Origin of the sequence: Levilactobacillus zymae DSM 19395 (assembly GCF_001434115.1) — a bacterium.
Classification (GTDB): Bacteria; Bacillota; Bacilli; order Lactobacillales; family Lactobacillaceae; genus Levilactobacillus; species Levilactobacillus zymae.
Map to the genome: position 1 here is coordinate 1 of NZ_AZDW01000019.1, position 22656 is coordinate 22656.

Annotated in this window: 19 protein-coding genes; 13 read left to right on the top strand and 6 right to left on the bottom strand. The window is 52.6% G+C overall.

Going from position 1 to position 22656, the window contains the following annotated elements; genetic code table 11:
• Nucleotides 1-281: 281 nt before the first annotated feature.
• The 4 genes from FD38_RS04445 to FD38_RS04460 form a co-directional block, all read right to left on the bottom strand.
• On the bottom strand, nucleotides 282-872 hold the full coding sequence (locus FD38_RS04445; RefSeq protein WP_057731642.1) for a TetR/AcrR family transcriptional regulator: 591 nt from the start codon (nucleotides 870-872) through the stop codon (nucleotides 282-284).
• Between the two features lie 14 nt (nucleotides 873-886).
• Nucleotides 887-1591 (bottom strand): ABC transporter permease, encoded by a 705-nt coding sequence (locus tag FD38_RS04450; protein ID WP_057731645.1) that lies wholly within the window; start codon nucleotides 1589-1591, stop codon nucleotides 887-889.
• Complete coding sequence (locus tag FD38_RS04455; protein ID WP_057731648.1) at nucleotides 1578-2507, bottom strand: ABC transporter ATP-binding protein; 930 nt, start codon at nucleotides 2505-2507, stop codon at nucleotides 1578-1580. Before FD38_RS04455 ends, FD38_RS04450 begins: the two co-directional genes overlap by 14 nt.
• A gap of 249 nt (nucleotides 2508-2756) precedes the next feature.
• On the bottom strand, nucleotides 2757-3404 hold the full coding sequence (locus tag FD38_RS04460; RefSeq protein ID WP_057731650.1) for an SDR family oxidoreductase: 648 nt from the start codon (nucleotides 3402-3404) through the stop codon (nucleotides 2757-2759).
• A gap of 326 nt (nucleotides 3405-3730) precedes the next feature.
• Here FD38_RS04460 and FD38_RS04465 point away from each other — a divergent pair, with 326 nt between their 5' ends.
• The 5 genes from FD38_RS04465 (at nucleotide 3731) to FD38_RS04485 (ending at nucleotide 11086) form a co-directional block, all read left to right on the top strand.
• Nucleotides 3731-4933 carry an NAD(P)/FAD-dependent oxidoreductase gene (locus FD38_RS04465; protein ID WP_057731653.1) on the top strand — a complete coding sequence of 401 codons (1203 nt, stop codon included), beginning with the start codon at nucleotides 3731-3733 and terminating at the stop codon, nucleotides 4931-4933.
• Nucleotides 4934-5459: 526 nt separating this feature from the next.
• Nucleotides 5460-6026 carry a TetR/AcrR family transcriptional regulator gene (locus FD38_RS04470; RefSeq protein ID WP_057731656.1) on the top strand — a complete coding sequence of 189 codons (567 nt, stop codon included), beginning with the start codon at nucleotides 5460-5462 and terminating at the stop codon, nucleotides 6024-6026.
• A gap of 292 nt (nucleotides 6027-6318) precedes the next feature.
• Nucleotides 6319-7737 carry an NAD-dependent succinate-semialdehyde dehydrogenase gene (locus tag FD38_RS04475; protein ID WP_057731659.1) on the top strand — a complete coding sequence of 473 codons (1419 nt, stop codon included), beginning with the start codon at nucleotides 6319-6321 and terminating at the stop codon, nucleotides 7735-7737.
• A 141-nt stretch (nucleotides 7738-7878) separates the two neighbouring features.
• A complete protein-coding gene (locus tag FD38_RS04480; RefSeq protein ID WP_057731662.1) occupies nucleotides 7879-8628 on the top strand; it encodes a glucose 1-dehydrogenase in 750 nt (249 codons plus the stop codon).
• 151 nt (nucleotides 8629-8779) lie between these two features.
• On the top strand, nucleotides 8780-11086 hold the full coding sequence (locus FD38_RS04485) for a glycoside hydrolase family 31 protein (protein WP_057731675.1): 2307 nt from the start codon (nucleotides 8780-8782) through the stop codon (nucleotides 11084-11086).
• A gap of 400 nt (nucleotides 11087-11486) precedes the next feature.
• Here the strand turns inward: FD38_RS04485 and FD38_RS04490 are convergent, their stop codons facing one another.
• Nucleotides 11487-12827 carry an Nramp family divalent metal transporter gene (locus FD38_RS04490; protein ID WP_057731699.1) on the bottom strand — a complete coding sequence of 447 codons (1341 nt, stop codon included), beginning with the start codon at nucleotides 12825-12827 and terminating at the stop codon, nucleotides 11487-11489.
• 528 nt (nucleotides 12828-13355) lie between these two features.
• Between FD38_RS04490 and FD38_RS04495 the strand changes: the two genes are divergently transcribed.
• The 6 genes from FD38_RS04495 to FD38_RS04520 all read left to right on the top strand — a co-directional run bounded on the left by FD38_RS04495 (nucleotide 13356) and on the right by FD38_RS04520 (nucleotide 19375).
• On the top strand, nucleotides 13356-14210 hold the full coding sequence (locus FD38_RS04495) for a DegV family protein (RefSeq protein WP_057731679.1): 855 nt from the start codon (nucleotides 13356-13358) through the stop codon (nucleotides 14208-14210).
• Between the two features lie 596 nt (nucleotides 14211-14806).
• A complete protein-coding gene (locus tag FD38_RS04500) occupies nucleotides 14807-15706 on the top strand; it encodes an alpha/beta hydrolase (RefSeq protein ID WP_057731682.1) in 900 nt (299 codons plus the stop codon).
• A 544-nt stretch (nucleotides 15707-16250) separates the two neighbouring features.
• Nucleotides 16251-17657 carry an FAD-dependent oxidoreductase gene (locus FD38_RS04505; RefSeq protein ID WP_057731684.1) on the top strand — a complete coding sequence of 469 codons (1407 nt, stop codon included), beginning with the start codon at nucleotides 16251-16253 and terminating at the stop codon, nucleotides 17655-17657.
• Between the two features lie 125 nt (nucleotides 17658-17782).
• Nucleotides 17783-18109: a thioredoxin gene (trxA, locus tag FD38_RS04510; protein ID WP_057731687.1), complete on the top strand. Its 327-nt coding sequence runs from the start codon at nucleotides 17783-17785 to the stop codon at nucleotides 18107-18109.
• Nucleotides 18109-18372 carry a metal-sensitive transcriptional regulator gene (locus tag FD38_RS04515; protein WP_057731690.1) on the top strand — a complete coding sequence of 88 codons (264 nt, stop codon included), beginning with the start codon at nucleotides 18109-18111 and terminating at the stop codon, nucleotides 18370-18372. Before trxA ends, FD38_RS04515 begins: the two co-directional genes overlap by 1 nt.
• Nucleotides 18373-18553: 181 nt before the next feature.
• On the top strand, nucleotides 18554-19375 hold the full coding sequence (locus FD38_RS04520) for a DUF1129 domain-containing protein (protein ID WP_225430819.1): 822 nt from the start codon (nucleotides 18554-18556) through the stop codon (nucleotides 19373-19375).
• 53 nt (nucleotides 19376-19428) lie between these two features.
• Here FD38_RS04520 and FD38_RS04525 read toward each other — a convergent pair whose 3' ends face one another.
• On the bottom strand, nucleotides 19429-20424 hold the full coding sequence (locus FD38_RS04525) for an LCP family protein (protein WP_057731692.1): 996 nt from the start codon (nucleotides 20422-20424) through the stop codon (nucleotides 19429-19431).
• A gap of 201 nt (nucleotides 20425-20625) precedes the next feature.
• On the opposite strand from FD38_RS04525, the gene FD38_RS04530 reads away from it, so the two are divergent.
• Together FD38_RS04530 and FD38_RS04535 are read left to right on the top strand one after the other, a co-directional pair.
• On the top strand, nucleotides 20626-21099 hold the full coding sequence (locus FD38_RS04530) for an S-ribosylhomocysteine lyase (protein ID WP_057731694.1): 474 nt from the start codon (nucleotides 20626-20628) through the stop codon (nucleotides 21097-21099).
• Nucleotides 21100-21315: 216 nt separating this feature from the next.
• Nucleotides 21316-22419, top strand: a complete 1104-nt coding sequence (locus FD38_RS04535) for a hypothetical protein (RefSeq protein ID WP_057731697.1) — start codon at nucleotides 21316-21318, stop codon at nucleotides 22417-22419.
• Nucleotides 22420-22656: the final 237 nt, after the last annotated feature.

Here is a 22656-nt window from a genome sequence, read left to right on the forward strand (position 1 = left end):
TTCTTATCATGAATCGTTGATTTAACAACATTTCCATTGACAAGACGTAGAAAAATGGCATGACACCGAAATACTTTCGGAATCATGCCATTTAAGAGTGCTTAACGCTGCTTGGCGTTAGCCAATCCGTTCAGCGGTAAATTTGCTCGCTAGACCATTGCCCCCTTCACGTGATGCTTGATGAACTAGAAAAAGAAAGTTTTAAACGCCACTCGTAATTTTTGATGTGAATGCCGAATTGGGGTAAGGGATTATCGCAGGTTGTCTGAACGTCAAAGGTATCAGTGTGTCGGTCGACAATAGACGGGTAATAAAATGTTGTCCACGATATCTGTCACTTGCGCTGGGGTCAACGTCCCCGTGAAGATAAGTTGCCGAATCAGCATGACCGCGGGTAAAGATTTCTGTGTCGGATTGGCGGCTTGTTGAATCTCGCCGCGGTTAAGTGCGTGCTTTAGAATATCGGGTAGTTGTTGGGTAATCCAATTTTCGTCGCTCACGACTAGCTGCAGCGTACTTAGATTCAAATTAGCCACGGATGTCGCCAGCAAATCACTAATCAGCGCTTGCCAGGTCGTCGCTGGCATTGCGGAGATGACGGGGATAAACCGTGACAGCAGGCTCATTAAGTCTTCACGTAGTGTGCCCGTATTTGGTAGCGTGGTATCCACCGCAATGTGTTGATGTTCTAATGCCGCTGCCACCAAAAGGGGCTTATTGGCCCAACGGCGATAAATCGTGTTTTTGTTTGTGTGTGCTTGCTCAGCGACTGCCGACATTGTGAGCTCTGCATAGCCTTGTTCTGCCAATAGTTCCCACGCAGCGGAAAGAATCGCATGATTTAATTCTTTACCATATCTACGGTCTGCCATAAAAGTTCCTCCAATTATTGTTGATCCTTAACCGTCCACACGTATATTGTACCGTAAATACCTATCAGGCCAATTAACACAATTAGAAGATAGCCGATTGAACTTGAGAAGCCGGGGTTAGCCAAATTATAACTTGGAATTACCCACGGGATATATTGCCCCACTGTTTGTCCCGCAAACATGACCGCAACAATCATGGTTGCAAACGAAAGGGCCGTTGGAATTAAGACAGAACGGGTTAACGAGGCAATGAACGGCCAAACGAGCGAGAGTAGAACGTTATAAACAAAGGTTCTGGGCACCACCAGGGTAATCAGCTGCCACTGTCCAGCCGGAATGGGTGTCCGCAACCAGAGCCATCCCGTTCCCAACAGTAAAAGAACCTCTAGCACGGTAATTGCCAGTTCCGACAGCTCAATCGCCAGCATTTTTCCCGCAATGATCGTTTTACGTGAAATGGGTAAGGCCAACAAGTCTTTAAAGGTTTGGGCGGTGAATTCTTGGGCAAACACCCACGAGCTGAGGGCGCCAAACCCAACTAACCCAATTAGCGCGACAATGAACATCAAACCACTATTAGTGAAGTCCGCCCAATTTTGACCGTGCTTGACGAGCAGTAAAAACAGAAAAGCCGCGGCCGAAATTGGGATGAAGCCGGCTCTAAAAATCTTATGCATCTCTATGGAAATAACGATGGCCGTTTGTTTAATTATGCGCATTGGAATCCTCCGAATCTAACATTGCTAAGAATTGATCTTCCAGACTAACCTGTTTCTTTTGCCAACTAATCGGGACAACGTTTTGCGTCACCAAGGCCTGAATAATTTTGGGGGACTTAGTAGGGGCTTGAATGGTTAGCGTCGTATCTGCGCAGGTACTCCGAATAGCGCTTGCGCTTAAAACGCGTTGGGCCCGCAATGTCTCGTCTGCATTCACAAAAGTGGCAATCAGGGGTTGCTGACGCTGGCCCAAGAAGCCTTGATAGTCAGTTTGGCGAATCAAACGACCGTGATTCAGAAAGCCGACATGGGTTAACATCTGTTCCATTTCTGCTAAGATGTGGCTCGAGAGAAAGACGGTGGTCCCTTTTTTAGCCAACTTCTGCAAAAGGAGTCGAACTTGGTTTAATCCCTGAGGATCCAAACCGTTAGTTGGTTCATCGAGGAGCAGTAATTCCGGTTCGTGAATTAACGCCTTAATCAATCCTATTTTTTGTCGATTTCCCAGTGACAACTCACGAACTCGCTGATTACGATAGGCCGTGAGTCCCAATTCGGCCATGTACTGTTCAATTCTATCCGCGCGAACGCCACTGGGAATCTCACGCAGCCGCGCATAAAGGTCTAGATTTTCATAGGTGGTTAGCTGCGAATAAGACTGAGGGGTTTCTATTAGATAGCCAATCTTATTCCAAAAATCAGTTTTAACGTGCTGAACATCCTCGCCCAGCAGACGAACTGAACCGCTAGTTGCTTTGATCATGTTGAGTAAAATGCGCATCGTCGTCGTTTTTCCGGCACCGTTCAGTCCAATAAAGCCATAGATACTACCAGCTGGAACTTGTAGATTAACCTGATTTAAAGCCGTCAACCCACCATATTGTTTAGTCAGATCTTTTGTTTCTATCGCGTTCATATTTAACAGCTCACTTTCTTTAAGGTACCATAGTACCTATATGAGTACTCTGGTACCTTACCCCAGATTGAACGTGATGTCAACCGGGAAGCAAAGCTTATGGTGGGCAGACGGTAAAGCATTATGTGTTGCATTACTAACAACGTCCCCACTTAAAATTAGCCATAAAAATAGCCCGAGTTCCCTTAGCGCTAACGCGATTTGGGGTTCTCAGACTATTTTGGTAACTAATGATTCAGGAGGGAATAACTAAAGTTTTTCGATCGCGTCGTCGACCGGTGTGTCACCGTTAACGATGGTGACGATTTGCTTCGGCAGGGGATGCTTGACGATGGCCGCGACGGTCGCCGCCACGTCCGCTCTGGTGATTTGCCGGGTACCGTCGTCACCAGGGTTGGTGGTGATCTTGCCGGTAGCGGCACCGTTGGTCAGCAGGCCCGGCCGCACGATGGTGTAATCCAGGTTGGTGCGGTGCTGGAGCCATTCGTCGGCGTAGAACTTCGCCACGTAGTAGGGCCGGATGCTGGACTTAGCCCAGAAGGCCCGGTCGCCGGTCCCCAGCGCACTAACGATGATGAAGCGATTGATGTGGGCCAGCTCGGTCGCCTGCATGGCCTTAACGGCGCCGTCCAGGTCGATGTTTAAGGTCATGTCGTCACCGGTACTACCACCGGAACCGGCGGAAAAGACCACCGTGTCGACACCCTGCATGGCCGGCACTAGGGCTTCGGCGGTGCCCATGAGGTCCACTGTGCGCGCCTGACCACCAAGTTGTTGGATCGTAGCGGCCTGTTCGGCGTTGCGAATCCCACCGTAGACGGTCTCACCCGCGGTCACCAGTTGCTGGACGATTTGTTGTCCCACGTGTCCGTGTGCCCCGATTACTAAAGTTGTCATGATTAAAAGGCCTCCTATAACTTAGGTAACTTAACTAATGCCTACCTTATCGGTTGCTGACGCATTTGTCAGCTAAAGTGACTTCGTTTTTTGACCCCAACCGACTAAAATGGATTGCGCACAACATTTTTGCCCGAATGGAGCCGTTTTGAATGGTTTTTCACGTGATAAGCCGTATAATGGACTTAAATATCCCGAGATGGTGAGGTCGTCGTTCCAATGGGGGGACGGTAGCGATTGAATCTAAAATGTAACCGGTTTAGTTTTGTGACGTATCACGAACCAACCGTCTTGAGGAGAACTTAATGACAAAGGAGTCGTTTAATATGGCAACGATTTTAGTTCTAGGTGGCGGCTACGCAGGGATGCGCGCCGTGAAGTTTTTGCAACGCGAAGTGCCTAACGATAACCAGATTATTTTAGTGGACAAGTCGGGAACGCACACCGAAAAGACCAACCTCCATGAGGTCGCAGCGGGGACCATTGCCTCAGACAAAATTACGTACGAAATCAACGACGTGATCGGCAACCGAATCGACTTCGTGCGCGACACGGTCACGAATATCGACGTGGACCAAAAGCAGGTAACGCTGGCGGACCACGACCCCATCACGTACGATTATTTGATCGTGGCGTTAGGGTTCCAGTCCGAAACTTTCGGCCTGAAAGGCGCGGCGGAAAACGCCTTACCAATGGATGACTTAGCTACCGCCGAAGCCGTTTACCAACACATCCAAAACAAGGTCAAGGGTTACGGCGAAAGCCAAGACCCCAACGACCTGGTCGTGGCGGTCTGTGGGGCCGGCTTTACCGGGATCGAATTGTTGGGCGAATTAACGCAATCCCTGCCGAAGCTGCAAACGCGCTACAACACGCCGGCCATCAAACTGGTGTGCCTGGAACGCTCCAAGAGCATTTTACCGATGTTCGACAAGTCGTTAGGGGACTACGCGATGCGCTTCATGGCCAAGCACGACGTCGACATGAAGCTGGGGTCATCAATCGGCGAGATCAAGCCGGGAGCGGTAGTGTACACCGATGAAGATGACCAGGAACACGAATTAGCGGCCAACACCATTGTGTGGACCGTTGGGGTCAGTGGCTCGCAGGTCATCGCCGATTCCGGTTTCGACCAACGCCGTAACCGGGTCGTGGTGGAACCGGACTTGTCATTGAAAGACCATCCCGAAGTATACATCGTGGGGGACGTGTCGGCGGTCATGGATCCTAGCAGCGACCGGCCGTACCCGACCACGGCGCAAATCGCGTTAGCCGCCGGGGGTCAAGCCGCGAAGAATATCGCGTTGCAATTACGCGGTAGCGGGACCCAGAAGTTTGTCTACAAGTCCAGTGGTACCGTGGCATCCCTGAGCGATCGGGACGGTATCGGCGAGATTGGGAGTAGTAATCGGAAGGTGAAGGGTTACCCTGCATCTGCCCTGAAGAAGATCATCACGGACCGCTCCCTCTTCGAAAGTGCCCACCTCAGCACAGTGTTCGCCAAGGGACGTTTCGATCTGTATCACTAAAAATTACAAAATAAACGGAAAAAGCGGGTAGGCTGGGTAGCCTACCCGCTTTTTGCATGCTAAAATGGGGAAAAGGTTCCGTTTCGAGGTACCGCACTTCTTCGGAACAGTTACAAAGTCTGGTTAAGTTGACTGACCACCTGATAAGTAAATAATGATAATGGTTAAAGGGTTTGACCGCGGTGACCAAGAACGACCAGAACGTTAAGGACAAATGACGTCTGGACGATTCTTGGCGGCAGAACGACCCCGTTAACTTTTTGGGAATAATTCCGGTTTAGCTATTCGTTGTACACAAAAGTGTCGTACAATAGAACAGTAGTTATGCTATAATTAGGCCTATTCAATGAGTAAGTCATGTCATTTATATACATAACGAGTTAGCAGCTAACTAATCTGTGAACACAAAACTTTGGCGGTCGGATGGCCAACACCCACCGCAATTGGTTAGATAGCCGAGCTATCGGGGATGGTTAGACCATTCTAACCGTAAAAAACCAGAGTACGGATGATTGGAGGTATCACGATGGCTGCATCAGAAACTAAGGAACGAATTGCGGAGGCCTTGGCTTCGTTGTTAAGCCACAATACGTTTGACAAGATTACGGTCCGCGAGATTGCGGATGAAGCGGAAGTCCACCGAAAGACGTTCTATTACTACTTTGCGGACAAATATGAGCTCCTCGCGTTTGTCTATCAACGGTTCATCGTTGAGGCACCGCGCCGTGAGAAACCGTTAACCATTACCTTGGAGAATTGGCGACCGGAGACGATTCAACTGTTTGAACGGATTGCGGATCACTCGAAGTTGTTTTTAAACGCTTACCCCTATGACGATGGGGTGTGGCGGCAATCGACGAACGAATTTGTGGCGGCACGGTTGTCCATCTTGCTGCACGCAATGCCCGAATACCGCTATTTAAAAGAAGACGTGATTGATACGTCGGCGGAATTCATCGCTGCCGGGGCCATTGGCATCATTAACAAGTGGGCCAACGACGGCTTCAAGGCTAGTCCGCGGACGGTCTTGGATCAGATCACCACGGCCAACCGGCTGTTCAACGGGATTCTCGACCGTTGGAAATTAAGTTAAACCATTTAGAAGCAAGTCCGTGGGGGCTTGCTTTTTTGGTGCAGTTGGGATGAAACTGGTCGCCTGCGGGCTGTGCAATGGTGGGGAAAACACTGATGAACTGTTGATAAATTATATCTTGCAATTGTAGAGGGGAAAAAATGATAATAAAGTTAGTGAAGGCTAACAATTTATTTGAAATTAAAATCACAAGTATAAATGATAGCGCTTTCTGAAGGCTGGGTGTATAGTGCTCGTAGATAGAAAAACAGATTGTGAAAATGCTCAGTGTTCGAATGAGGAGGACCCACAAATGGCTTATCAAACGACGAATCCATATACCAATGAAGTTGTAAAGACTTACCCCGAAGCCACTCCCGCCGAGGTCGAAGCGGCCTTAGCCCAAGCGCAAGCCCTGTATAAGCAGTGGCGGAACGATCCCGTCTCGACGCGCACACCCGTGTTACATAAGCTGGCGCAGATTTTTCGTGACGAGACCGACAGTCTGGCTAAGGTCCTGACCACCGAAATGGGTAAACTCTTCGTGGAAGCCCAGGGAGAAGTCATCCTGTGTGCCGAGATTGCGGAGTACTACGCCGACCACGCCGAAGAATTCTTACAACCCCGCCAGATTGCCTCGATTGCCGGGGACGCACAACTGGAAAACCATCCCCTGGGTGTGCTGATGGCCGTGGAGCCGTGGAACTTCCCGTATTATCAAATCATGCGGATCTTTGCGCCAAATTTCGCGATTGGGGACCCCATCGTCCTGAAGCACGCGGCCATTACGCCGGGCTCAGCGTTAGCTTTCGAGGACGCCGTGCGCCGGGCCGGGGCGCCTGCCGGGTCGTTGACCAACCTCTTCTTGTCCTATGACCAGGTCTCCCAAGTGGTTGCCGACGACCGGGTTCAGGGCGTGGCGCTGACCGGCTCCGAACGGGGCGGGACCGCCGTGGCCGAGGTGGCCGGCAAGTACCTGAAGAAGACCACCATGGAACTCGGCGGGACCGACGCCTTTATCGTGGCTCACGACGCCGACATGGCGATGGTCAACAGCATTGCCCCGCGGGCCCGGTTGTACAACGCCGGGCAGGTCTGCACCTCGTCCAAGCGGTTCATCGTTACCGAAAACCATTACGACGAATTCCTGGCTTCCTTGAAACGGGCCTTTGCCGCGGTCAAGTTGGGTGACCCGATGGACCCGACCACGTCGTTAGCACCGATGAACTCCAAGAAGGCCAAGGAAAAACTCCAGGCCCAAGTGGACGCCGCGGTGGCCGGTGGCGCGACCTTAGCCTTCGTGCATGATCCGGTGGACAGTGACGGGCAGTTCTTCTTGCCAACCATCCTGACGGACATCACCAAGGACAACCCGGCTTACGGTAAGGAAATGTTTGGCCCGGTCGCTCAGGTTTACAAGGTCAAGGATGACGACGAAGCCGTGGCACTGGCCAACGATACCAACTACGGGTTGGGCGGCATCGTCTTTGCCGGCACCGGCGATTACGGCGCGCAACTGGCTTCCCGCATTGAAACCGGGCAGGTCTACGTCAACACCTTCTTCAGTTCCCTACCCGAATTGGAATTCGGCGGGGTCAAGAAGTCCGGTTACGGCCGGGAATTAGGCCGCGAAGGGATTTCCAGCTTCGTGAACCAGGAACTGGTGGTCAAGCGCGACAAGCCGAACGACAACGAGTTTGGCGGATTAGTCTTACCGTTCCATCTAAACTAAGCTGTTTCACAGGCCGGGGATTTTCGGTTGCCCCGGCTTTTTGGTGTCCCCATTTCTTGTAAGCGGTGCCAATTATTTTAAATTTAATCCGGAATATGCTAATCTGAGACGTAAGCACTTTCAGAAAGGGTGAGTTTAAACATGACAGATCGGTTAAACGGAAAAGTGGCCATCATTACGGGTGGCGTGGCAGGTATCGGCTTAGGTATCGCGGAATGTTACGTCCGCGAAGGCGCCAAAGTGGTGTTGACTGCTAACCATAACGTGGATGGTGGGAAGGCCGCCGTGGCCAAGTTTGGTGACGACGTTAGTCTGTTCGTCCAACAGGATGTGGCCAAGGAAGCGGATTGGCAAAAGGTCATCGATGCCACGCTGGCGAAATTTGGCAAACTCGATATTCTGGTCAACAACGCCGGTATCGGTGGGATGAGTCCAATCATTGAAGACCTGTCATTAGCCGACTGGCAAAAGACCATCGACGTTAACTTGACCGCCAACTTCTTGGGTGAAAAGTACGGGATCAAGGCCATGCAGAAGACCAACGACGCGAAGGGGTCCATTATTAACGTGTCTTCCGTTGCCGGGCTGGTCGGGTTGCCAACCGCTCCCGCGTACTCCGCTAGCAAGGGGGGAACACGGATGCTGACCCACGCCACGGCGCTGAACTTAGCGCACCGGGGCATCGACATCCGGGTCAACTCCGTACACCCAGGTTGGATCGACACCGCCATCGTTCCGGCGGCCGCCAAGGAACAGTTGATCAAGACGATTCCGGTGGGCCACATGGGCGAACCCAAGGATATTGGGGAAGTCTGTGTCTACTTGGGAAGCGACGAATCCAAGTTTGCCAACGGGGCCGAATTTACGGTCGACGGCGCTCAACGCGCTTAGAACCTACTTTTAAAATTGCGAATCAGGCCAAAGCATCGTCTTTACGGACGATGCTTTTATTTGTCTTGGCATTATTGCAAGCGTTTGCACAAACTGCTAAGATGGGGCTAAGGACAACCAACTTAACACTGTGTTCAAGGAGTCCAGCAACATGACGAATTTACCAACTTACACGCAATCCGGTCAGACCGTGACCTTTGATTTTGCCACCAACTTACAACTCACGGTCCTGACCGCTAGTATCATTCATGTATTTAGCGACCGGGGCGAACCCGGCGCTTCCTACGCAATCGAGGGCGACAAGCAACAGCCGACCGCCTTTACGGTCACCAATCAGGGCGACCACTACGATCTCACGACCGCCGAGTTGACCGTGCACCTGGATGCGGCGGAGCACGTAGACGTCGATGACGCCGCGGGGCACCCGTTGATCACCGCGTATCGCGGCAATCGACAATTACTCGATAAGGGTGTCGATAAGGTCCACCAGCGACTGGTCGAAGCCGAGGGCCACAGCATCAGTGGGGCCACCGTCGAAGACAATCGGGGCTACCAGGTGATTGAGGCCCTAGCGCCTGACGAACAGCTTTACGGCCTGGGCGATAAGCCCGGTTATTTGAACAAACGGGGTTACGAGTACGACAACTGGAACAGCGATATTCCGGACGCGCACCTGGAGACCTTCACCAAGCTGTACAAGTCGATTCCGGTCCTGTTAGGGCTGAAGAACGGCCACCCGTACGGCCTGTTCTTCGACAACCCTTACCGCAGTCATTTCGACCTAGGCAAGGAAAGTGCCCACTACTACTTCTATTCGGCGGTCGCGGGCAACCTGGATTACTACATTTTAGGGGGTGCCAGCCTCAAGGCCATCGTGACCAACTACACCTACCTGACCGGTCGGACGCCGCTGCCCCAGAAGTGGACGCTGGGCTACCAGCAATCGCGCTGGGGCTACAGTGCCAGTCAACACGAGGTTCAGGAAATCGCCGACGAGCTAGAAAAAAACGACCTACCCTGCGACGCGATTCATTTCGACGTCGACTACATGCGCGGGTATCGGGTCTTCACCTGGGACCAGCAGAAGTACCCGTCTGGCCCCGGTCAATTCATCGCGCAGCTTAAACGGCGGGGGATTCGGGTGATTCCCATCATCGATCCGGGAGTCAAACAGGACCCGAACTATGCCGTGTACGAGACTGGGGTGAAAAACGGCTACTTTGTGAAGTCCCCGGATGGCAAACTCTACATCAATCAGGTTTGGCCAGGGAACGCGGCCTTTCCGGACTTCGGGCGCCCGGCCGTTCGCAACTGGTGGGCCCATAACGTCAAGTTTTTGACCGACTTGGGGGTCGCCGGCATCTGGAACGACATGAACGAACCGGCCTCGTTTAAGGGGCCGATTCCCGACAACGTGGTCTTCTCCGACCAAGACCGGCCGGCTACGCACCAGAAGATGCATAACGTTTACGGTCACAACATGGCCCGGGCCACTTACACTGGCTTGAAGGCCCAGCAAGGCAAACGGCCCTTCGTGATTACCCGGGCGGCCTACGCGGGGACCCAGAAATATTCGACCGTGTGGACCGGGGATAACCAGAGTATCTGGCCGCACGTCCAACTGCTGATTCCCCAACTCTGCACGCTGGGCTTGAGTGGTTTTAGTTTCGTGGGGACGGACATTGGCGGCTTCGGGGCCGATACCACGCCGGAACTCCTGACGCGGTGGATCGAAGCCGGCCTGTTCAGTCCGCTGTTCCGCAACCACGCGGCGATGGGGACCCGCCATCAGGAGCCGTGGGTCTTCGGCGAACCCACGCTAAGTATTTACCGCAAGTACCTGAAACTACGCTACCGGTTCGTCCCGTACCTCTACGACTTGTTCGCCCAGGAGACCCAGACTGGCTTGCCACCGATGCGGCCGCTGGTTCTAAACGACGACCAGGACCCGCGTAACCGGGAGATCAACGACGAATACATGGTCGGGGAGACCGTGCTGGTCGCGCCGGTGGTTCAGCAGGGGCAAACGAAACGGTTGGTTTACCTGCCGCGTGGCGAGTGGGTCGACTTCTGGAACAACCGGGAGTACGCCGGTCACCAGGATATCGTCGCCGATGCGCCGTTGGCCAAATTACCGCTGTTCGTTCAAAAGAATACGTTGTTGCCGTGGGGGCCCGCGGTCAGCCACATCAGCGACCAACCAGACACCACGATGACGTTCCGACTGTTCGGCGACCACGGCACCTACGACCATTACCAGGATAACGGGACGGACTTCAAGTACCAGGCTGGCGAGTGGAACGGTTACCACATCGTTGTCGACCACGACCAGGTAACCGTGACGCTGACCCATCACGGCTATGCGGCGGCCTACGCGACCATTCGGGTGGCCTTAGCCGACCGGGTCGTCACGTTGACCTACCAACCGGCCACGAAAACTTACCTGGAACAGGCGTGAGTAGACTGGCTGGATTGTGAGTTCGGTGGGAGATTTTTTACTAATGAGTTGTTAGATTAACTAGAATCTGCCTTAACACTTAGGTATTAAAATGATCATTCATTGCTTTTTGGTTGAAAGAATCCGGTTTGATTGTTATAACTCGCATAAGCTGGAGGGCCAGTCAGAAATGGGCTCAGGAGTGAAGTTTGTGTTGGCTGGCGTTTCTTGCCAGCTCGAACCTCAGACACAGGTCGGTCTTCAAGACCTGAACTGTGGGCTTGAAGCCGTGCCCACCTACAACCCGTTTCCGCCCATTTCTGACTGGCCCGGAAGCGCTGAATCTTCCAGATGAAACTCTAATTACTGCAAAAGAAAAAGCATTTCACCCCAGCGAGTGAAATGCTTTTTCTGTCGGGTCTTATTTGACTAGACCCACCGTATTTAAAATCAGATAAACGTTTAAGATAATCAGCACCACAGTGACGAACCAGGAGAGGTACTTGACCCAACTACGATTCGCAAATTCGCCCATCAACTTGCGGTTACTGGTGAACAGCACCAGCGGAATCATGGCGAACGGTAACGCGATACTCAAGAAGACCTGAGACAGTGTCAACAGATTTTCGATTTTGGCTTCGTTGCCGTGATAATACAGGGCAAAGGCCACCACGGGCGTCACGGAAATTAACCGCGTCAGCAACCGTTGGGCCCATAATGGCATCTTCAGGTTGATGAAGCCTTCCATGATGATCTGGCCGGCTAGGGTCCCGGTAATCGTGGAACTCTGCCCGGACGCTAACAGGGCTAAGGCGAACAGCATACTCAGAATCGGACTGGCGATGGCCCCCACGATTTGGTTGTTGCTCAACGCGTTGTACAAGTCCACGAAACGACCCAGGTCACTGTTCGTGCCGTAGAAGAGGGCTGCCCCTAAGATCAACAGTAAACTGTTGACCACGAAGGCCAGCGTCAGTTGAATGTTGGAATCAATCGTGGTGAACCGAATGGCTTGTGCCACACTCTTGCGGTCCTTGCGGTCGAAGTTCCGGGTCTGTGAGATCGATGACCCCAGGTAAAGGTCATGGGGCATCACCGTCGCCCCAACAATCCCTAAGGATAGGTAGAGCATTCCGTTGTTGGTGACCACGTGTGTCGATGGCAAGTACCCCTTGAGGACTTGACCCATGTTGGGTTGCGAGAGAATCACTTCATATAGGAAAACGAAGAGAATCACGGCGACCAGCGTGGCCACGATGGCTTCGATCTTGCGGAAGCCCAATTTCATTAAGACTAATAAGAGCAAAACATCGGCGGCGGTAATCAGGATCCCGACGATCAGGGGGAAGCCGAAGAGTAACTCTAAGGCAATCCCGGACCCGATGATTTCGGCAATATCCGTCGCCACGATGGCGGCTTCGGTAATAATCCATAAGATGATGCCGGTAAATTTACCCGTATGTTCACGGGTCAGTTGCGCCAAATCTTTCCCCGTTACAATCCCGAGTCTAGCCGACATGGCTTGAAGGAGCATGGCAATCAGACTCGACATCAGAACGACGGTCAGCAGGGTATACTTGTAGTTGGCCCCACCACCGATTGACGTAATCCAGTTCCCTGGGTCCATATACCCGACGGCAATCAGGGCGCCCGGACCAGTGTAGGCAATTAAGGTTCGCCAGAAGCCGGCGTTTTGCGGCACATCCACACTCCCGTTAACTTCGTCGAGACTCTTTTGGCCGGACCCCGTTGACTCGAGCATGTGATGCTTGGTTTTCGCATCGGTTTCGCGATTTTTCATTGAAAAACCCCTCTTTTCTATTCAGTTTTAGAAATTCAGGTAGTCCGTAGACTGCTGCTTTTCTACGTGGCAACGGGACTGATTAATCAGTTGCGTTCCGCCGGCTCGCCGACTAAACTAATGACCAATCCCGCTATCAATTCAACCGTAAGTATAAGCTAATTAGGCGGGATGTCAACTATCAGTGTCATTGATTTAGGGCTACCTAAAAAGATTTTTACCATAAAAAGATTATAAGTTGTCGAGATGGTAACGGTTCCGCGTGCCCCACAACTTTTTTTCAAAAAAATACGGGGCCCAAAAATCGCGCTAAAGTAGAACAAAAAAACTTTGGGGGCCTCATTGTTTAGTCGATAATTAGAAGACATCGCTTATAAAGCAAAATAAGCTAGTTTTCAAAACTAGATGAATGCGTTATAATCGTTTTAATCAAGCGGGCGCGTGACGCGTCCGTCAACTGACTGAAAAAATAAGAAACGAGGCATCATTATGGCAGCAGAGAAAATTGCAATTCTAGTCGATTCGTGTTCCGACGTCCCCAGTGACGTGCTCCACGCCGCCGATATGGCATTGGCCCCGATGAACGTGATTTTTCGCGACCGGGTCTACGAGGACCGCATCACCATCACGCCCGCCGAATTTTACCGGCGCCAGGCGCTCGAACCGGCCAGCACGGCCAGTCCCACGGGAAAGCGCATCATCGAGGCGTTGGACCAGATCCAAGCATCGGGCTACACCCACGTGATTGCCGTCAGCATCTCGGCCAAGCTGTCCGGAACCTACCAAGAAATGAAGCTGTTGGCGGAGGACTCCCCGCTGACGGTCCACGTGATCAATACCCGTAGTGTGGGAATCGGTAGTGGCTTTGCGGCCATCTACGCCGCCCAGTTGCGCGATCAGGGCCTGACTTTTGACCAAATCGTGGCCGAGGTCGAACGGGTGACCGCCCAGACCAAGGTCTTCTTCTACGTGCCCAGCTTAAAGTACCTGCAGGCCGGGGGGCGTATTGGTCGGGTCGCCGGCATGGCGGGGACCTTGCTCAACGTCAAACCGATCATCTCCTGTGATGACCAGGGCGTCTACTACCCCATTGCCAAGGTTCGCGGGGAGAAAAAGACGCTGAAAAAGTTAATGGACCTCGTCGCCCAAGCCATCGGCACGGCCACGAAGGTCAACATCGCCGTGGTCGACGGGGTCAATCCCACTTTGCGCGAGGAGATGCTCCAACGCCTCAAGGCGGCCTACCCGCAGGTCTTGCAGTGGTATGCCGGGGACGTCTCACCAGCCCTGGGGGTCCACACCGGCCCGGGACTGATTGGAATCGGGGTGCAGGTACTCGACTAGGGTAAAAATTAGCCCACCGACCGACTACTCACTCGGGGATGACTGGACAAGTCAGTCCCGAACATGGCCGTCCTGGCTAACTGTTTTAGTCGCGTTGAGCCCATAAGAAAACCACGATGGCGGATGCGCTATCGTGGCTTGAGGGGGGTACGAGCAGAGTTTAAGACTTTGGGGGAGTGCTAAGTTCCGCTCGTAAGAATAATAAGAATTTGGTGCAACTTCAGTTAACAGCGTCACGGCTATTAACTTGACTGTAGTGTAACCCTTACCCGTGTTTGGGCGCAATTGATTGGTTCGATAAATATCCTAATAATAAGGTTAGTGTTGCTTGTGACCCTAACAAGTTGAAACCCTAAACGAAATATGCTAAATTAATCCCTTATGTTCACGGTAAACGACTGTGAGGATAGCGTTTCCAGTTTCTGCTAGGCACTTGCACAATGTGAAAAAAGACCTGACAAACCACAATTTGGCCGTATAATAGAGCTATGAGATAATCAGATGTGGGGCTGCGTGATAGCGCAGCCCCCTGAAAGTAAGCGAGTAATCATCGCCCAATATTGGCAGTTGGATTGCTTCAGGAGGATAACGGGTTAATGGATTTGAGTTTAGTAGAACTAGCAGTGATTTCGGGCGCGACCAGCGCGATTGGTCGGTTGCGGACCCACCGGAAGTTGGCCCGGTGGCAACGGCAGCAGCCGACCATTACCCCACAGGTACCAACTTTATTCGTTCACGGTCTGCGAGGCAGCTCGAAGACCATGAAGGAAATGTTGACGGCGGCCGTGAAATTTGGCTATCATCAACCGTTAACTATTCATATTACGCACGCTGGTAAACTCAAGGTGAGCGGCCATTGGGACAACTCGGTGGCGCACCCGTTGATCCAAATCACGTTCGGTAATAATCAAGCTCGGTTATCCTTTCAGGTGCGCTGGTTGCATGAAGTGATGATCTACTTGCGGGGTCAACACGGGGTCCAAGCGTATAATGCCGTGGGGCACTCCGCGGGAAGTGTGGCCTTGGTGGCCTACGCCGAGGCCTATGGTCAGGACGACTGGTTGCCCCAACTGCAAAAGTTGGTGACCATCGCCGGTCCGTTTAACGGGGTGATTGGGATGAATGAAAGCCACAACACCAATTCGTTGGCGGCGAGCGGGCGCCCCAAAATCGTCTACCCCAAGAATTTCTGGTTTCCTAGTTACGCGGACCTTTACCGGGACCGCCAACATTTCCCGGCCGCCGCGGACGTGTTGAACATCTACGGGGACATCAACGACGGGACCCATTCGGACCGCTACATTTCCACGGCCTCGGCCCGGTCGTTGCGGTACTTGCTGGGGTCGATTCCGGCGAGTTTTCGGGAAGTCGGGTTTCGGGGCGCCACGGCGGAGCACAGCCGGTTGCACGATAATCCCCACGTCCAGGAACTGGTCTTCGATTTCCTGTTTCATGCGACGCACCGGTCTGTCCAACGGCCAAAAATGACGAATTAAACAGCAAAAAGCCTCGAACAACATGCGGATTGTTCGAGGCTTTTAATTTAGGAATCTGATCATATAAATCACTTGTTTTGGGGGGAGTGCATCTATAGACAGTGATTCCCGTTGTCTATCACAGTGCTTAAGGTCAGAACGTATCACGAACTAACTGTAAGTATCATAGTCAGTTCATCGGGCGTTTGCAAGCGAATTGTAACGACCGGCTTAAAGTGGCTAGTTCGTTGATGAGAAAAGCTGTTATGCTTAAGGATAATGGGTGTCGCTAATCGCTAGTAGGTTAAATCGCGTTGGGTAAGCAAGAATTACGGTATTGACTACGTTCTCGGGGAAACCTTCAGGTCTAAATGCGATTAAACCAAGTTTTCACGCTAAATTAACCAACTATTTTAGGTGCATCTTGCACATATACCCGTCACTTTTGATAATGTGTGAGGTTTTGGGGGTAAAACACCGGGTTTTGCAAGCCAAGTCGTTTATCTTTTGCTAACTTTCTAGTAGACTGCTGGTAGAATCGTTTTTTTCATGTAGGAGGGTAAACATGAAAGTCATCATTGTGGGTAGTACACACGCCGGAACGAATGCGGCGTTACAAATTTTACGGGATCATCCCGAAACTGAAGTAACCATCTATGAACGGCACACCAACGTTTCGTTCTTATCTTGTGGGATTTCATTGTATTTGGACGGCCAAGTGAAGCATTTGGAAGACATGTTCTATTCTTCGCCAGAACAATTGACGTCGTTAGGGGCGACCATCAAGACGCGGTTTAACGTCTTGAAGATCGATGCGGCGGCGAAGACGCTCGAAGCGGTCAACATGGACACGGGGGACATGGTCAACGACACTTACGACAAGTTGATTATGGCCACGGGGTCCACGGTGACGGTGCCACCTATCTTTGGGATTGACGAGGATAAGGTTCTGCTCTGCAAGAACTACGACCAAGCCAAGGCCATTTACGAAACCGCTAAGGATAACAAGCGGATTGCCGTGATTGGGGCCGGGTACATTGGGACCGAATTAGCCGAAAGTTATGCACGGACCGACCATGACGTGATTTTGCTCCAGTCCCGCGATATTGTCCTAAATCATTATGTGGATAAAGGGTTTTCCGACAAAGTCATTAACTTGTTAGAAGATAATGGCGTTGAAGTTCATTTGAACTCGCGGGTCACGTCCTTTACCAGTAACGACAAGGGCGAATTGGTCATCGAAAGTACGCAGGGCGACTACACGGCCGACCTGGCCATCGTCTGCACGGGCTTTGTGCCCAACACCGAATTGTTACGGGGCCAAGTCGACATGGACCGGCACGGCGCCATCATTATCAACGACTACGTTCAAACGTCGAATCCGGACATCTTCGCTTGCGGGGATGCCAGTGTCGTCAACTTCAACCCAACGGGCAAACCAGCGTACACGCCGTTAGCCACGAACGCGGTGCGGCAGGGGATGTTAGCCGGGATCAACGTCTTCGGGAACATTCAACAGTACATGGGGACCCAGGCCACGTCAGCCATGAACCTCTTCGGCTACACGTTGGCTTCGACCGGGTTGACCTTGGAACATGCCAAGAAGAACGACTTTAACGCGGACATGGTCACGTTTGAAGGCACTTGGCGGCCGGAATACATGCCGTCGACCGACAAGTTGACCATCAACTTGGTCTACGACCGGGATAGCCGGCGCATCTTAGGGGCCCAACTATTCAGTAAGCACGAAGTGGCCCAATCGGCCAACGCCATCTCGATTGCGATTCAAAACCGCAACACGATCGATGACCTGTCCTTCGTCGACATGCTGTTCCAGCCGAACTTTGACGATCCGTTCAATTACCTGAACTTGGTCGCCCAAATGGCTGTTGAAAAGGAAACCCAACGGAACAATAATCATCCGAACTTAACGGCGGCCGCCCACCACGCGGCACCAGCCGATCAAAAGTAAATTCAACACGTTATTAGTAGCGGGCCATGGCCCGCTACTTTTTTTGCCCGCAGAACGAAAAGCTGGTCAAAGGATACCCCTAGGGGTATAATAAAATTATTCAATCAACTAGGAGGACCAATCAAATGCAAGCAATTACCAGTGAAGACTTTGAACACATCGGCGACGACACGGCGGTGACCGTGGTGGACTTCTGGGCATCGTGGTGTGGACCATGTAAGATGCAGACACCCGTTTTGGAAGACCTGGATCAAGAATACGGGGATCAAGTGAAGTTTGCGTCCTTAGACGTTGACCAGAACCAAGCCTTGGCTCAGAAGATGGGCGTGATGAGTATCCCATCCCTAGTCGTGTTCAAGAACGGTTACCCGACGGAAAAGGTCGTGGGCTACCATCCTAAGGCCGCGTTGAAGAAGTATTTAGATGAAAAATTAGATGAGGTGCAGGCCTAATGGTCCAGACGACAGCGACCCGGTTAAAGAACCGGTTACGGCGGACGGATGGCCAGTTACAGGGCATCTTGAAGATGGTCGATGAGGGCCGGGATTGTCAAGACATCCTGACCCAGTTGTCCGCCGTCCGGTCAAGTGTTGAACGGATCATGGGCGTTGTGGTGGCGGAAAACGTCAAGCAGTGCATCGCGGATGATCAGTTGGACACCGACCAACAAGCGCAATTAGAAGCGGCGTTGGAATTAGTGGTGAAGAATCACTAGTAATCAAATTAGCGTGTAGTAGGGACTGGGACGAAAATCCCAGTCCCTTTGTTATGTCATTAATTGGGTTCACCAGCTATCCACTATTTGGGGCACGCGTTTGGACGTAACATTAGTGGCAATTTAGTGGCTTTTTCCCTATGATGGGACTAGTAGTTATTTCGAAAAGGGAGTGGCATACGTGGCAAATCGCCCAACCATGACAACACAAAACGCGGCCTTACGGGACCAATTGACCCCGACGAACCGGGAGTATTGGGACCAGTTGGTGGTCCTTTTAGCGCAACAACCGCACCACACCAGTGACGCGCAGCTACACGATCTTTTGACGGGCTTGTTAGTCGCGCAAGAGCGCCAAGAGGACGCCAGCCAGTTCTTTGGCGGCACGCCGGCAGAAGCGGTACGGACCCTAACGGCCACACTCTGGCCCCGCCCGTGGTGGTTGACCAGTGACCTGTGGTTCCCGTTTATCCTGTTCACCATCGGGATTATTTTACCCACCGCGATTTTACCAGCCGTCCCGCTCCAGGCCTCACTGATGGCCGTTCAATACGGCTTATTGGTGGTCGCCTTGGGCTTGGGCATCTGGTTAGCGCCTAAGTTTAGCCCGCGCGGCCGGTTGGTCAGCTGGGGCCTGATTATCGTGGTGCTACTGGCCGTGCTTAGTGTGGCGGCCCGCTGGGTACCGGCGGCCGGCTTATTTTACCTCACGCGCAAGGGCGGCAGCGTCTTTCTACTAGTCTTTGCCGTGGCCTTAACGGCGCTGATCGTGGTCGTCCAACGGCGTCAACCGGAATCGTGGTTGCCGGCCCTGACCGCCGACGTCTGGATTACCACCTTACTGGCGTTGATGGCCCGGATTGCCCCGACCTCGAGCCTGATGGTGACGGCCACGGGAAATTTGATCATCGCGCTGGGGACCATCCTGGGCGACTTGAGTATCCTGATCATCGGGTGGCACATCTGGCAGACGCGGCAGGCCCATCAGCAAAATAAAGAGTAAAACTAGGTTTTCCCGGCGTTGACTGGGAAAACCTAGTTTTGGTCTGATTGAGCTTAGAAACCGCTGGGGTCTAGCGCGTCCGTTTGAAAGGTGGTCATGGGTGCGAGACTCAGTGACTTGCGTAAGTCGTCGGAAACCTTATTGATGGTACTCTGAGAGGCAATCTGGTAGTCGATGCCGTTGATGGTCGCGGGTTGTCCCTGGAGTGTCTGGGACTTGATGTGGCGGCTGGTGTGGCCGTACTTGGTCCGTAACCAGATGAGGTCCTTAAACGACAGGTTGGTTTGCATGTTGCTTTGTAGGGAATTCAAGACGGATTGGTAGCGCGGTAGCGACGATAGGCCGGCTTCCTTTAAGACCAACGCCTTGATGACCTGCCGTTGCCGGGCCTGCCGACCGTAGTCCCCCAGGGGATCGTCGTCACGCATCCGAGAATAGGCCAGGGCCTGGGCGCCGTTTAAGTGAATCTTGTGGCCCTTGACCACGTTGGCCTGTTCGTAGTGGAACGTCAGGGGTGGGGTGACGGTGACGCCCCCGACCGCGTTGATCATTTTTTCCAAACCACCCATGTTCAGTAAGACGTAGTAGTGAATCGGAATGTTGACTAGGTGTTCCACGGTTTTGATGGTGGTTGCCGGTCCGTATAGCGGGTAGGCGGCGTTGATCTTTTCGTCGTCTTGCTTACTGCCCCAGATGTTGACCAACGTGTCGCGCGGAATGCTGGTCAGCTTAGCCGTCTGTTGTTTCGGATTGATGGTCGCCACGATCATGGTGTCGGTGCGACCGACGTCGTGACGCCCCAGGGCACCGGTATCGGTCCCGAGCAAGAGAACGGCAAACGGCTTCCCGCTGGTAATGGTGGTGTCGCTGGGCTTGCTGGGCAGGGCCCGGTACGTTTGGGTAAAGGTATTTTGGGCGGCGTGGTAGGCCCGCCAGCCGTAAATCCCACCACCAATTAACAGGATAAAAAGTCCTAAAAGTGTCCACTTCCACCAGCCCCGGTGGCTAAAGTGTGGTTGCCGTGGTGGTAACGGCGTTTCGTCATTCATGTGAAGACCCCCTCCGATGTTTTCGTCCCTAAGTATAAACAAAGTGGTGGATGGGGGACTAAAGCTTTACCACAATTAGGTCAAACTTTTCCCTTTCTTAGGGCTCTTAAGAAAACCAAAAAGATTCGTGGTTTTGGTCGTTTTGGTGTAAAGTAAAAGGGTACGATTAACTTAAAATTAGCAAAGGGAGTTGGCAGAATAATGGCAAAAGTTGAAAGTTTTACGTTGGACCACACGGCCGTTAAGGCACCTTACGTGCGTTTGATTACGCGGGAAACGGGCAAAAAGGGTGACGTGATTTCGAACTTCGATTTACGGTTAGTTCAACCAAACGAAAACGCAATCCCAACCGCCGGATTACATACGATCGAACATTTACTGGCCGGTTACTTACGGGACGAGATGGACGGTGTGATCGACTGCTCCCCATTCGGTTGCCGGACCGGCTTCCACTTGATTACCTGGGGTGAACAATCCACCGAAGAAGTGGCCAAAGCCTTGAAGGCCGCCCTGCACCGGATCGCCTACAACACGGAATGGAAGGACGTCCAAGGTACCGACAAGTACAGTTGTGGGAACTACCGGGACCACAGCCTCTTCTCCGCCAAAGAATGGTGTGTCGACATTCTGGACAAGGGAATTTCGAAGGACCCATTTACGCGTGAAGTGATCTAACGTCAGCTGACTAAACGTTAACGGGGAACCAGTTCGCTGGTTGCCCGTTTTTTAGTGATGTAAGGTAAATACCCTAAGTTAGTGCCCCTAAACATAGATAAATAGGGTAACGCGTATACTTAGGTTAACCTGTCAACGCGACCGGTGGGGGCCGGACGTTGGCAATCGGCATCAAGCAAGGTAGCAGAATTGAGAAGTGATGAGGGGATGTTAAGAATGCGCTGGCGACAGCTTTGGGGCGTGTTCATCACGGTGGGCGTGCTCAGTGGTTTGGCGCTCCCGGCCCACGCGATGAGCATTGTGCATCAAAAATCGAATGGCTTATACGGGACGTCTCTGCGGCGCACGCGGCGTTTAAACGATCGGCAGGTCCATTACGTGACCGTGCCCAAGCATTATGCGCACGCCAAGCACCCGCACGGGATAGACACGATTCGGTCGTCGAAGGGCCACGCCGTAACGTTTAAGACCAAATACTTATTGCCTTATCCTGGCTATCACCGGCAGGCCTGGGGCAATCCGCAGGGGATGGCCCGGGCCGGGCGCTATCTGTACGTGGTGTATTGTCCCACGAAATTGAAAAATAAGGGCCGACTGGTACGGTTAGACGAGCAGAAACTCGCGGCGCTTCACGCCACGGCGCGCCAGTTACAGAAGGTGTACACCAAGGCGGCTAAGCATAATAAGCAGGCTAAAGCCATCCGCCGTGCCATCAAGGTGGGGCCGCTATTTACCACGGGTCACGGCCAATCGTTGGCCTATAACCCGAAGAATCACCACCTCTACATGTGGTGTGACCGGGAAAAGGCCCCCCGCGTCCCCATCAATCAGTACGGGTACATCAACCGCATCAGTGCGAAAACGCTGCGGCCCGCCCATCAGATTCGGGTACGGCTTAAGCAGCGCGGTTACGCGGTTCCCGGGGGCCACGTCCTGACCTTTGACCGCAGTGGCCGGGCCTACTTTTGGAGTTGTCCATCCAAGCATCTGGCCTACATTTATCAGGGGCGGATCACGGATCATCGGGTGAAATTTCGGTTGACGCGCCAAATCTTGACCCGTGGCCCCGGCACCCGGATTCAAAGCATGGGGTATAACCCGCGCAATAACCGGCTATACTTAGTCTCTGACGGGTCGATCGTTAGCTTACCCGTCCAGAAGTTAGCCGGCCGGGGGCACCTGACCAGCCGTCAGGTGCGGTGGACCCGCTTTGCGTCGCGGCGTGAGTTCGAGGGGCTGGACTTTGACCAGCACGGGCACGCTTATTTGCTCAGCAACCACCATCCGGAGGTCCTGGTGGGCAACCGGACGACTTGGTAACGGGATTAACCGGATTTACGATTCAGTAGATTGAGGAGAGTGGGACAGAGGGCGGTTAGCTGGTGAGCATGAACGAAGGTTCGTAAGACGGACAATCCTGAACCTGGATTGTTTGGCTTACGGGGTTAAGCGGAACCAGCTGCCTTTTGGCGCACGTTTCGGCACCAGATATTCGGAAACGAAAAGAGTTTGGGACATAACTCGAATTCTATAAGAAAACAGGAAGGAAATTCTCGA

Coding starts and splice junctions, on each gene's coding strand:
- FD38_RS04505 (WP_057731684.1), top strand. CDS start 16,251: ATGAAAGTCATCATTGTGGGTAGTACACACGCCGGAACGAATGCGGCG.
- FD38_RS04500 (WP_057731682.1), top strand. CDS start 14,807: ATGGATTTGAGTTTAGTAGAACTAGCAGTGATTTCGGGCGCGACCAGC.
- FD38_RS04485 (WP_057731675.1), top strand. CDS start 8,780: ATGACGAATTTACCAACTTACACGCAATCCGGTCAGACCGTGACCTTT.
- FD38_RS04455 (WP_057731648.1), bottom strand. CDS start 2,507: ATGAACGCGATAGAAACAAAAGATCTGACTAAACAATATGGTGGGTTG.
- FD38_RS04525 (WP_057731692.1), bottom strand. CDS start 20,424: ATGAATGACGAAACGCCGTTACCACCACGGCAACCACACTTTAGCCAC.
- FD38_RS04530 (WP_057731694.1), top strand. CDS start 20,626: ATGGCAAAAGTTGAAAGTTTTACGTTGGACCACACGGCCGTTAAGGCA.
- FD38_RS04470 (WP_057731656.1), top strand. CDS start 5,460: ATGGCTGCATCAGAAACTAAGGAACGAATTGCGGAGGCCTTGGCTTCG.
- FD38_RS04480 (WP_057731662.1), top strand. CDS start 7,879: ATGACAGATCGGTTAAACGGAAAAGTGGCCATCATTACGGGTGGCGTG.
- FD38_RS04495 (WP_057731679.1), top strand. CDS start 13,356: ATGGCAGCAGAGAAAATTGCAATTCTAGTCGATTCGTGTTCCGACGTC.
- FD38_RS04535 (WP_057731697.1), top strand. CDS start 21,316: ATGCGCTGGCGACAGCTTTGGGGCGTGTTCATCACGGTGGGCGTGCTC.
- FD38_RS04515 (WP_057731690.1), top strand. CDS start 18,109: ATGGTCCAGACGACAGCGACCCGGTTAAAGAACCGGTTACGGCGGACG.
- FD38_RS04450 (WP_057731645.1), bottom strand. CDS start 1,591: ATGCGCATAATTAAACAAACGGCCATCGTTATTTCCATAGAGATGCAT.
- FD38_RS04445 (WP_057731642.1), bottom strand. CDS start 872: ATGGCAGACCGTAGATATGGTAAAGAATTAAATCATGCGATTCTTTCC.
- FD38_RS04475 (WP_057731659.1), top strand. CDS start 6,319: ATGGCTTATCAAACGACGAATCCATATACCAATGAAGTTGTAAAGACT.
- FD38_RS04490 (WP_057731699.1), bottom strand. CDS start 12,827: ATGCTCGAGTCAACGGGGTCCGGCCAAAAGAGTCTCGACGAAGTTAAC.
- FD38_RS04460 (WP_057731650.1), bottom strand. CDS start 3,404: ATGACAACTTTAGTAATCGGGGCACACGGACACGTGGGACAACAAATC.
- FD38_RS04465 (WP_057731653.1), top strand. CDS start 3,731: ATGGCAACGATTTTAGTTCTAGGTGGCGGCTACGCAGGGATGCGCGCC.
- trxA (WP_057731687.1), top strand. CDS start 17,783: ATGCAAGCAATTACCAGTGAAGACTTTGAACACATCGGCGACGACACG.